11 protein-coding genes are annotated in these 9,647 nt (G+C 61.9%); 3 read left to right on the top strand and 8 right to left on the bottom strand.

What is annotated here, in order from left to right:
* Nucleotides 1-111: 111 nt before the first annotated feature.
* Nucleotides 112-1,524: an aspartate aminotransferase family protein gene (locus JTJ32_RS18105; protein ID WP_184323255.1), complete on the top strand. Its 1,413-nt coding sequence runs from the start codon at nucleotides 112-114 to the stop codon at nucleotides 1,522-1,524.
* 81 nt (nucleotides 1,525-1,605) lie between these two features.
* The gene (locus tag JTJ32_RS18100) at nucleotides 1,606-1,833 is read left to right on the top strand and encodes an MbtH family protein (RefSeq protein WP_005770699.1); all 228 of its coding nucleotides are present in this window, start codon (nucleotides 1,606-1,608) and stop codon (nucleotides 1,831-1,833) included.
* A gap of 131 nt (nucleotides 1,834-1,964) precedes the next feature.
* Here the strand turns inward: JTJ32_RS18100 and JTJ32_RS18095 are convergent, their stop codons facing one another.
* From JTJ32_RS18095 to JTJ32_RS18060, 8 genes are all read right to left on the bottom strand, one after another.
* Complete coding sequence (locus tag JTJ32_RS18095; protein ID WP_210042859.1) at nucleotides 1,965-2,879, bottom strand: metal ABC transporter substrate-binding protein; 915 nt, start codon at nucleotides 2,877-2,879, stop codon at nucleotides 1,965-1,967.
* Complete coding sequence (locus JTJ32_RS18090) at nucleotides 2,880-3,779, bottom strand: metal ABC transporter permease (RefSeq protein ID WP_058431263.1); 900 nt, start codon at nucleotides 3,777-3,779, stop codon at nucleotides 2,880-2,882.
* Nucleotides 3,779-4,543 carry a metal ABC transporter ATP-binding protein gene (locus JTJ32_RS18085; RefSeq protein WP_210042857.1) on the bottom strand — a complete coding sequence of 255 codons (765 nt, stop codon included), beginning with the start codon at nucleotides 4,541-4,543 and terminating at the stop codon, nucleotides 3,779-3,781. Before JTJ32_RS18085 ends, JTJ32_RS18090 begins: the two co-directional genes overlap by 1 nt.
* On the bottom strand, nucleotides 4,540-5,406 hold the full coding sequence (locus tag JTJ32_RS18080) for a metal ABC transporter substrate-binding protein (RefSeq protein WP_231660749.1): 867 nt from the start codon (nucleotides 5,404-5,406) through the stop codon (nucleotides 4,540-4,542). The genes JTJ32_RS18085 and JTJ32_RS18080 overlap by 4 nt, the downstream gene beginning before the upstream one ends.
* Before the next feature lie 91 nt (nucleotides 5,407-5,497).
* Nucleotides 5,498-6,067, bottom strand: coding sequence for a DUF6162 family protein (locus JTJ32_RS18075; protein ID WP_184323257.1), 570 nt, complete (start codon nucleotides 6,065-6,067; stop codon nucleotides 5,498-5,500).
* A complete protein-coding gene (locus tag JTJ32_RS18070; protein WP_210042855.1) occupies nucleotides 6,064-6,402 on the bottom strand; it encodes a hypothetical protein in 339 nt (112 codons plus the stop codon). The genes JTJ32_RS18075 and JTJ32_RS18070 overlap by 4 nt, the downstream gene beginning before the upstream one ends.
* Nucleotides 6,399-6,941, bottom strand: coding sequence for a PA2404 family protein (locus JTJ32_RS18065; protein WP_099226506.1), 543 nt, complete (start codon nucleotides 6,939-6,941; stop codon nucleotides 6,399-6,401). Before JTJ32_RS18065 ends, JTJ32_RS18070 begins: the two co-directional genes overlap by 4 nt.
* Entirely contained in the window at nucleotides 6,938-8,149 is a 1,212-nt protein-coding gene (locus JTJ32_RS18060; protein ID WP_184323258.1) for a PepSY-associated TM helix domain-containing protein, read from the bottom strand. The genes JTJ32_RS18065 and JTJ32_RS18060 overlap by 4 nt, the downstream gene beginning before the upstream one ends.
* Nucleotides 8,150-8,457: 308 nt before the next feature.
* Between JTJ32_RS18060 and JTJ32_RS18055 the strand changes: the two genes are divergently transcribed.
* Nucleotides 8,458-9,435, top strand: a complete 978-nt coding sequence (locus JTJ32_RS18055; RefSeq protein ID WP_099226504.1) for a TauD/TfdA family dioxygenase — start codon at nucleotides 8,458-8,460, stop codon at nucleotides 9,433-9,435.
* Nucleotides 9,436-9,647 lie beyond the last annotated feature (212 nt).

Below are 9,647 nucleotides of genomic sequence, written 5' to 3'. Positions count from 1 at the left end.
CGCGTTTTCAATGGAAGGAATAAATGCCTGAGCCGCCCGGGTCTCAACCCCCGCCGACTGAGGCCATTCAAACGGTTTCGCTCATCAAACAGCGTATTGAGGGTTGCATAGATGTCAGTCGCTACCAGGTTTATCGATGATCAACCGGCACGGGTTGCTTCAGCGCCGGTCGAGACGCTGTACCAGTTCGACGAGTCGCCCTTGCTGGCGCGGCAGAGTCGCCAGGAATCCAACGCCCGTAGCTATCCACGGCGCATTCCGCTGGCACTCAAGCGCGCCAGGGGCATTCATGTCGAAGATGTCGAAGGACGGCGGTTCATCGATTGTCTGGCAGGCGCTGGCACGCTGGCGCTGGGTCACAATCACCCGGTGGTGATCGAGGCGATTCAGCAGGTCATCAGCGACGAATTGCCGTTGCACACGCTGGACCTCACCACGCCGGTCAAGGATCAGTTCGTGCAGGACCTGTTCGGGTTGTTGCCCGAGGAGCTGGCTCGTGAAGCGAAGATCCAGTTCTGCGGACCGACCGGCACTGATGCGGTGGAAGCAGCCTTGAAACTGGTGCGTACGGCGACTGGACGCAGCACGGTGCTGTCATTTCAGGGCGGCTACCACGGCATGAGCCAGGGCGCGCTGAGCCTGATGGGCAGCCTGGGTCCAAAGAAGCCGCTGGGTGCGTTGCTCAGCGCAGGCGTGCAGTTTCTGCCGTATCCCTATGATTACCGCTGCCCGTTCGGGCTGGGCGGCGCGCCGGGCGTGAAAGCCAACCTGCATTATCTGGAAAACCTGCTCAACGATCCTGAAGCGGGTGTGCAGTTGCCAGCGGCGGTGATTGTGGAAGTGGTGCAGGGCGAGGGCGGGGTGATTCCGGCGGATCTCGACTGGCTGCGCGGCGTGCGGCGCATCACCGAAAACGCTGGCGTGGCGCTGATCGTCGACGAAATCCAGAGCGGTTTCGCCCGCACGGGCAAGATGTTCGCCTTCGAGCACGCCGGAATCATTCCGGACGTCGTGGTGATGTCCAAGGCCATTGGTGGCAGCCTGCCGCTGGCGGTTGTCGTCTATCGCCAGTGGCTCGACACCTGGCTGCCGGGCGCTCACGCCGGGACTTTCCGCGGCAATCAGATGGCCATGGCTGCAGGTTCGGCGGTGATGCGTTATCTGAAGGAACACAACGTGTGCGAGCACGCCACGGCGATGGGCGCACGACTGGTTTCGCATCTGCGCGAACTGCAGCGTGATTTCCCGCAACTGGGCGACATTCGTGGGCGCGGGTTGATGCTCGGTGTCGAGTTGGTCGATCCGGCCGGTGCGCGTGATGCTCAGGGGCATCCGCCGGTGTTTGCGCGGCTGGCACCGTTGATTCAGCGCGAATGCCTCAAGCGCGGGTTGATCCTGGAACTGGGAGGTCGGCACGGCAGCGTCGTGCGCTTCCTGCCGCCATTGGTGATCACCGCCGAACAGATCGACGAAGTGGCCGACATCTTCGGTCGCGCGCTGAATGCCGCGGTCGCTCAGCTTTAATTTTTCGACGTAGCGATACGTTCAATCCCTATAGCCGTCATGAATTGGCACGGCGGCGCTGAACCCTCATGGAGAGCAACAATGACTTCAGTATTCGACCGGGAAGACATCGTCTTTCAAGTGGTGGTCAACCACGAAGAGCAGTACTCGATCTGGCCTGACTACAAAGCCATCCCCAACGGCTGGCGCACCGTGGGCAAGAGTGGCTTCAAGAAAGAATGCCTGGCCTACATCGAAGAAGTCTGGACCGACATGCGCCCGCTGAGCCTGCGCCAGAAGATGGAAGCGCAGACCGCTGTGAGCCATTGACCGGCACACATCTCACTGGATAGGCACAGACCTTGTGGGAGGCTGCTTGCCGACGAGGCGTTTTTTCAGTTCACCCTTCATCGGCTGGACTGACGCTATCGCCGGCAAGCCGCCTTTCACGTTATCTGCGTTCAGCCAGCCTTCAACGCCCCGATAATCTGCTCGATATCCCGCTGCAACTCAGCCAGCGGGTCTGCGCCGTCGATCCCCAGCACCAGCAATGTGCTGCCTGCCTCGGCAATCGCGGTCTTGACCGGCTCGGGGGGCTGGCGGTGGTCCAGCACCAGGGCCACATCGTTGTCCTTGAGAGTCGACGTCAGTTTCTGTATCGCTTCTGGCGTCCACTGCTCGTCGGTCAGTGCCTGACTGTCGATCAGCTCCAGATTCAACCCACTGATCAGGTAACCGAATCGGTCCGACAGACTCACCACGCTCAGGTTGTCGGCGCTGGCCAGACTCGCTTCGCTGTCGGCGCTGAGCTTGAGCAGGTGCTGTTTGAGCGCAGCCAGGTTGCTCTCGATCTTCGGCTTGGCGGCTGGCGCCAGTCGGACCAGATCTGCTGCCATCACGTCGGCCATGCGCCCCATGTTGTTGCTCGCCAGCCAAGGCTGACTGTTCAGGCCATCGACACCTTGCCCCGGCTGAACCGCAATGCCTGGCAGGCTGCCATCCACCGGGCGTGCGGCATCGATTTCAACGATGCGGATGTTGCTGCGGCGGGCATTGGGGTACAGCGGATCATCGGCCCAGATCGAGCGCAGCCCGATCACCGCATCCGCCTCCACGGCCAACCCGCGCAATGCCTCGGCACCACGCCCGGTGAAATAGGCCGTCTGGCGTGAGCCGGGCAGGTTGGCCGCTGCGGCACGTTCCAGCACCACGCCGCTGTCCTTGAGCAGAATCTGCCCCAAACCATAGGTGATCGGCAGGCTGGCGAGCACGCGTACCGGCTGGGCGGGTTGCGCTGTGACATCAGATGCAGAGACGGCATTGCAGAGCAGGCCGGTCATGGCCAGCGCCAGGGTCATACGTCGCAGAGTGAACATTTATCCGATATTTCCTTTGAGGCTGGGCACAGTGCCGCGAGCGATGGCGGCCAGGGCGAAAGCGACGCCGGCCACCAGAATGATCGCAGCGCCGGACGGCACAGGCAGGTCGAAGACGATGGGCAACAGGATGCCGCACAGGGTGCTGACGGTCGCAATCGCCACCGAGATCCAGAAGAAGCCCTTCAGCGACTGGCTCAACAGTCGAGCAGCGGCGGCTGGAATCACCAACAGGGCGCCGACCAGAATCGCGCCGATGACCTTCACCGCCGCCACTGTGATCAGCGTCACCAGAATCACGAACAGGTAATCCAGCGCCTTCACCGCCACGCCACGGACGGCGGCCAGTTGCGGGTTGAAGCTGGCCAGCATGATGCGGTTGTACAGCGGCAGGCTCAGGCCCATCACTAGCGAACCGACGATCAGCAGCACCAGCAGGTCGTTGCCGTTGACGGTCAGCACCGAGCCAAACAGCACGTTCTCCAGAATGTGCACATTGATCTTGCCCGCCAGCACCAGCAGCAGGCTTGCACCCAGCGCCAGCGAGACCGACAGAAACACGCCGATCAGCGTATCGGGCGCGAGGCCGGTGCGGTTGCGCAGGTAGTTCAGCACGATCCCGAACAGCAGGCAGTAACCGAACAGGCTGCCATAGGGGCCGGTGTAGGGCTCGCCGAGCAGGATACCGATGGCCACGCCTGTCAACGCGGCATGGCCTACCGCTTCGGAGAAGAACGCGAAGCGCTTGACCACCACCAGCGTGCCCAGACCACCCAGTACCGGGCCGATCAGCAACCCGGCAAGCAGAGCGTTGACCACGAAGCCGTAGGCCAGCGCCTCAGGCAAATAGCCGGACGACGCCAGGCCTTGAATGAAAAGTCGAAAGCTCTCGTAGTCCATCACAGAGCGCTCCCGTTCCTGACGTCTGCCGCACGCGGGTGCGCCGAGAACAGGGTCAGCAGCCGTTCCGGTGTCAGTGCTGTCTGTGCAGGTTCATCGAACAACACCCGGCGACTGAGTCCGGTCACCTGATCGGCAAGCCGTTTTACGGCTTCCAGGTCGTGCTCGATCCACAGCACAGTGATACCGGACCGACGCCAGTCGCCCAGCAGGCGTTCGAAAACTTGAATACCGGCTTCATCCAGCGCCGACATCGGTTCATCCAGCACCAGCAACTGCGGGGCCGGAATCAAGCCCTGTGCCAGCAGCACGCGCTGGCGTTCGCCACCTGACAGCGCACCCATTCGACGTTTGCGCTTGTCCTGCATGCCGACCCGCTCCAGTGCTTGGCCGATAGCCGCCGCGTAATGCTTTGACAGACCCAGAAAAGCAGGGCGTCGCTGGCACATGGCGGCCATGAAGTCATCGACGGTCATCGGCAGGCCGCGGTCGAATTCCAGCGCCTGCGGTACGTAGCCGATCAGGCCGGGCGAGCCGGGCCATTGCAGGCTGAGCTGGCCCTGGTGCGGTGTCTGCCCAAGCAGGGTCTTGATCAGCGAACTCTTGCCACCGCCATTGGGGCCGACCAGCGCATGCACGCTGCCTGCTCGCACGTTGAAGGTAATGCGATCAAGAATCGTGGTGCGGCCCAGCGTGAGGCTGACGTCGCTGAATTCAACGCCAGGTCCCTGACGCGTGATCTCAAGGTTTTGCGCAACGGTCATGCGCCTGCCTCCTGAATCGCCCGGACCACGGTATCGAGGTTGCCGGCCATTTCCTTTTCGTACTTGTCGGCGCTGTATTCGCCATAGGAAATGTGCGACAGCGGGTACAGCTTGACCCCGGACTCACGCTGGATGGTCTCGACGTAGGTGGACGGGAAGTCCATCTCCGAGAAGATCACCTTTACGTCCAGCTCACGCAATTGGTCGATGGTTTTCTTCAACTGGCTCGGGCTCGGTTCGATGCCGTGAGCCGGTTCCACCACTGCCGTGACCTCAAGGCCGAACTCGCGCAGCAGGTAATCGTAGGCGGCATGCACCGTGGCCACACGCAGGTCGGCGTTGGGTGCCTTGGTCAGCTTGGCCAGGGCGTCGGCGCGCATCTGCCGCAGGCGCTTGCCGTAGGCCCTGGCGTTGGCGGTGTAGGTCTTGGCGTTGTCCGGGTCTAGCTTGCCCAGTTCGCGGGCGATGTTGTTGACCTGTGCAATGGAAGCGCTGATCGACAGGAAGGTGTGCGGGTTGACCACCTTGCCTGCACCGCGTGCGGCAACGCCGGTGGCGGCCAGCAGCGGCACGTCGGCGTTGGCTTCGATGGTCTTGATGTCTGGTGTTTCGCTGGCGGCTATCATGCGGTCGGCGAAGTCGTCATGGCCGACGCCATTGAGCACGACCACGTCGAGCGAACCGATGCGCTTGATGTCCTCGGCACGCGGCTCGTAGGCGTGGGGGTTGAAGCCCGCCGGAATCAGCGGCACAACCTCGGCCTTGTCGCCGACGATATTGGCCACGTAGCTGTAATACGGGTGCAGGGTAATACCAATGCGCAGGCGCTTGGCCGGATCGGCAGCGTGGCTCAACGGCGTCATCAGCGTGGCGCACAGGCTGATCAGCAGAACACGCAGCAAGGGACGGCGTTTGAAAAAAATAGGCATGGGAGAGCGGTCTTCTCTGATGATTTCAGTGCTGATGCTGGCGAGTGACACCAGCGTCGAATTGCGCGACAACCTGCTGCCAGCCTGCGCCGATCAGGGTCTTGTCACTGAGGTCGGCCGGTGCAGCCGTGGCCTTGCGGTTGATCCAGATGTCCGCCTGAGCGTCCGGCGAGGAGTCGACCCGCATCAGGAACGAGCCCGCAACGGTCGGCGTCTGGCTCAGGCCCAGATAGGACTGCCCCAGCATCTGCCATGCATGGCCGCCACGGCTCACGGAGCTGGCGTCTTCGGCGAACGGCGCAAAACCTTCCTCGCCCAGTTGTTGCGGCGTCACCTGCGTTGACTGTTCCTGGGTCAGCAGGCGGATCTCATCCAGTGTCACGCGCAGGTCCGCGTAGATGCCCTGTTCGGCGGCAGTCAGGTCGCGGCGGGCATCCAGCTGGTGGCTGGCCACGCCAGGGTCGTCCTGACGTTCGCCACGCAGGCTGACGACGCCAGCGGCAGCCGCCAGGATCAGCAGGCATAACAGCAGGATGTAGAGGGTTTCATGCCCGGCACCGGCCGGGCGCACGATCTGTCGGGTTGGCGTACTCATGGGGCCGGGATGTCCGCTTGGTCGATTTCCACGACATGGCCGGGACCGGCATCGAACAGTACGTAGAACTCGGAGGCGGGGCGCTTGAAGGTGACGGTAGAGTCCTCGCCCAGTTTGCCGGGCACCAGAATGGTCTCGTCATAGCCGATCACGTCCAGAGTCACGCCCGGCGCGCCGCTGCCGTCGGAGAAACCGCCGGTGCAGCGGATCTGTTCATTGTCGATCTGTTTGCACTCGCACATCGGGTTGTGCGCCAGCGCGCCGGTGCTCAGGCCCAGGCCGATCAGGCAGAGCGCAGCGGCCGTCAGCCGCCGCAGGGAGAAGCGGGCATTCATGGTTTGGCTCCTTGTTTTTTCAGCCAGGCCACGGTGGTGGGCGAGGCCTGTTGCAGGGGAATGGAGGTCTGATGCACGGAACCGTCCCAGCCTTCCATGGTGATCCACAGTTCCGAGTCGGGGTGGGTGGTTTCCGGGATCTGCATGAAGGCGCCCATGCGATAGCCGCCGCCGAAGAAAATCACCCCCGCGGTACGCAGACTGCGGGGCTTGCCGATGCGCAGGTAAGTCGCCTTGACCCGGTCGATGCAGGCGTTGCACAGCGCAGCGTTGAAGCCTTTCATGTAACCCGACGCACCGGACAGGCGCGGCGCCTCGTTGCGGTCTTCGGCCAGACGCAGGCTCCACGGGCCGACCTTGAACTCGCCGATCTCCCGTTGCCCGAGGCCCGTATCGCCACGGTCCAGGGCGTTATCGGCAAAGTACTTGGGCATGAAACCCAGTGGAATCAGGATCAGCAGAACGTTGATGTGGAAACGCCATTTGTGCCAGAAACGGCTCAGTGACGAAGCGGGTTGCGCGACAGCGGCCTTGCTCACAGGTTGTTCTCCGGGGTGCCGGTCGCCAGTGGCGGCCGTGGGGTTTGCCGGTTGGAAATCGGGTTCATCTTCGCCTCGCGCTTGAGGGCGTTAAGTGTGGCCAGTGCGGTACGTTTGCTCCAGATCAGCAGGCCGCTGAGCACCATCATGCTCAGCACCAGACCGAAGAACGCCCAGATCAGCTTGATCCAGATGCCGCCGAAGTCGCCGGTGTGCAGTGGACGCATCGACTCGGTCACGAACTCCAGCTTGTTGCGGTCGGACAGCAGGTGCGAGGCGGCAATTTCACCGCTGTACGGGTTGATTTCGGCGGTCTGGTACATCAGCGGATACCAGCTGCGGCCGCCGACCTGCAGGTTGCTGTAGGCGTTGAACGGTGGCGTGATGAAGCTGGCTTCAAGCCCGGGAATGCGTTCCCTGGCGATTTCCACGGCCTTTTCCAGGCTGATGGTTGGCGCAGGGCTGCCGTCGGCGGTCAGCGGCACGGCGCTGTGCGGAATGATCGAAGCGACCTGCGAACGGCTGGAGATACTGATCTGGTTGTCACCGAGGATTGCCTGAATCAGAAACCAGGTGCCGGTGATGGAAATGACAGCAATGAACCAGATCGACCAGACGCCACTGAGCCGATGCAGGTCGCCCCAGAAGATTCGTGGGCCCTGGCTGAAGCGCAGCGGTTTGAAGAAGCCTTTCCAGAATTTCTTGTAGACCACCAGCCCGGTGACCAGCGACGCCAGCAGCGGCAGGCCGAGAATGGAGACCAGATACCAGCCCCACGAATAGCCATTGGTGAACGGCACCAGCCACCAGCCGTGCAGGGCGCGGGTGAAACGACGGAAATCGAACGACGGCGTCAGGCCCTGAATCACCCCGGTATAGGGGTTGACGTAGGCTGGCACAGACCGGCCGTCGGGGTAGGTCACGAACACGCTCAGGGCAAAATAGTCGCCGTCGGGCTGCATGATCGTGCCGACGATCAGGTCCGGTTCGTTGCGTTCGATGGTGGCGCGAATCTGCTCGAAATTCATCCGTTCGGCGCTGTCCGAAGGCGGGTTGTCGCGTATTTCCGGCATGGCCAGCCACATGATTTCCTTGCTGACCACGGCCAGGGTGCCGGTCACACAGACGATCAGCACAAAGAACCAGATGGGCAGGGCCAGCCAGCTGTGGACGAGAAACCAGATTTTCGAGCGGGATTTCTTCGACATGGGTAAACGGTCTCGATTCACGGTATGGAGCGGCCTTCGGGCAGGCATGGGCTCTCGGTGGGGCAACATCTGAAAAACGGGCGCGGTTCTACCGACAGACCCTGCATTCAGTTAAAGACGAATGAGAATACGAAAGATGTAGTTTTTTCTCGCGCTTAAATGAAAGGAAATGTTTCAGAGTGGTCATGGGCGAGGGTGAATGCCGTACGCCGGCTAATTTTCCGCCCGCCGGTTACGTTCAATCTGGACATTGGCGTTGCGTCGGGCCGCAGGGGATCAGGCGCTTTTGCCATCAAGGGAGAGTCATCATGAGTCATGCGTTGAGTTTGGATATCCGGCCGTTGCTGGCGGGGGCAGGTACGTTGCCAATGCTGGTACAGGCGCCCGAGCCAGGTCTGGACTTGATGGACGCACTGGGCGAGTTCAAGCCGCTTGTAGCAGAACATCTCTATCGCGCCGGAGGCATTCTGTTTCGCGGTTTCGACGTGGGTGGTCCTGAGGCGTTTCGCGAGTTCGCCGCAGGCTTCGGCGACCCGCTGCTCAATTACGAATTCGGTTCCACGCCCCGCAGCAACGTGACCAAAGGCGTGTACACCTCCACCGAATACCCGGCGCACCAGAGTATTCCGCTGCACAACGAGCAGGCCTACACCCTTGAATGGCCGATGAAGATCTGGTTCTACAGCATGATCGCTGCGCAGACCGGCGGCGAAACACCCATTGCCGACAGCCGGGAAATCTACCGTCGCATCCCGGCGCGTATTCGTGACCGTTTCATCGAAAAGAAGCTGATGTACGTGCGCAACTACGGCAATGGGCTGGACGTGGAATGGAGCCAGGTGTTCAACACCGAAGATGAACGCGTGGTCGAGGCCTACTGCCGCGCCCACGCCATTGAGTGCGAATGGAAGGATGACGGCGAACTGCGCACCCGGCAGATCTGCCAGGCGGTGTCGCGCCATCCGGTTACTCACGACACTGTCTGGTTCAATCAGGCGCACCTGTTCCACATCTCCAACCTGCAGCCGGAAGTGCGCGAAACCCTGCTGGATGTGGTGGACGAAGAAGACCTGCCGCGCAACGTGTATTACGGCGACGGCTCGGCCATCGAAGAGACCCTGCTCGACGAGATTCGCGGCGTGCTTGACGAGTGCACCGTCAGCTTCCCGTGGCTGGAAAACGACGTGCTGATGCTCGACAACATGCTCACCGCCCACTCCCGCGCCCCGTTTACCGGCAAGCGCAAAGTGATCGTGGCGATGGCTCAGGGGCATTCGGACAGTTAATTCGCCCGTTAAGCCTTCGCTGCGGACAGGACGTGAAGTGTCTGCCTGACGGCGTAACCGTGGTAGGCGCATTGCCGGCGATAAAGCATCGCCGGCAAGCCGCCTCCCACAGTCGGTTGAGCGCAGCAAGGCATGTGTATGACGCTGCGCGTCCGATCTGGAAGGCGCGCACATGTCTCTGCCGATCTCCCTCAAAACCTTTCTAAATATTT

Source organism: Pseudomonas alliivorans (genome assembly GCF_017826695.1).
GTDB classification, from domain to species: domain Bacteria; phylum Pseudomonadota; class Gammaproteobacteria; order Pseudomonadales; family Pseudomonadaceae; genus Aquipseudomonas; species Aquipseudomonas alliivorans.
Note: the sequence above shows the minus strand (reverse complement) of the source record. Positions and strands in the feature narration are given on the sequence as shown.

What these genes read in the sequence shown, in the direction of transcription:
- JTJ32_RS18105 (WP_184323255.1), top strand. Translation starts at nt 112, where the DNA reads ATGTCAGTCGCTACCAGGTTTATCGATGATCAACCGGCACGGGTTGCT.
- JTJ32_RS18100 (WP_005770699.1), top strand. Translation starts at nt 1,606, where the DNA reads ATGACTTCAGTATTCGACCGGGAAGACATCGTCTTTCAAGTGGTGGTC.
- JTJ32_RS18095 (WP_210042859.1), bottom strand. Translation starts at nt 2,879, where the DNA reads ATGTTCACTCTGCGACGTATGACCCTGGCGCTGGCCATGACCGGCCTG.
- JTJ32_RS18090 (WP_058431263.1), bottom strand. Translation starts at nt 3,779, where the DNA reads ATGGACTACGAGAGCTTTCGACTTTTCATTCAAGGCCTGGCGTCGTCC.
- JTJ32_RS18085 (WP_210042857.1), bottom strand. Translation starts at nt 4,543, where the DNA reads ATGACCGTTGCGCAAAACCTTGAGATCACGCGTCAGGGACCTGGCGTT.
- JTJ32_RS18080 (WP_231660749.1), bottom strand. Translation starts at nt 5,406, where the DNA reads ATGACGCCGTTGAGCCACGCTGCCGATCCGGCCAAGCGCCTGCGCATT.
- JTJ32_RS18075 (WP_184323257.1), bottom strand. Translation starts at nt 6,067, where the DNA reads ATGAGTACGCCAACCCGACAGATCGTGCGCCCGGCCGGTGCCGGGCAT.
- JTJ32_RS18070 (WP_210042855.1), bottom strand. Translation starts at nt 6,402, where the DNA reads ATGAATGCCCGCTTCTCCCTGCGGCGGCTGACGGCCGCTGCGCTCTGC.
- JTJ32_RS18060 (WP_184323258.1), bottom strand. Translation starts at nt 8,149, where the DNA reads ATGTCGAAGAAATCCCGCTCGAAAATCTGGTTTCTCGTCCACAGCTGG.
- JTJ32_RS18055 (WP_099226504.1), top strand. Translation starts at nt 8,458, where the DNA reads ATGAGTCATGCGTTGAGTTTGGATATCCGGCCGTTGCTGGCGGGGGCA.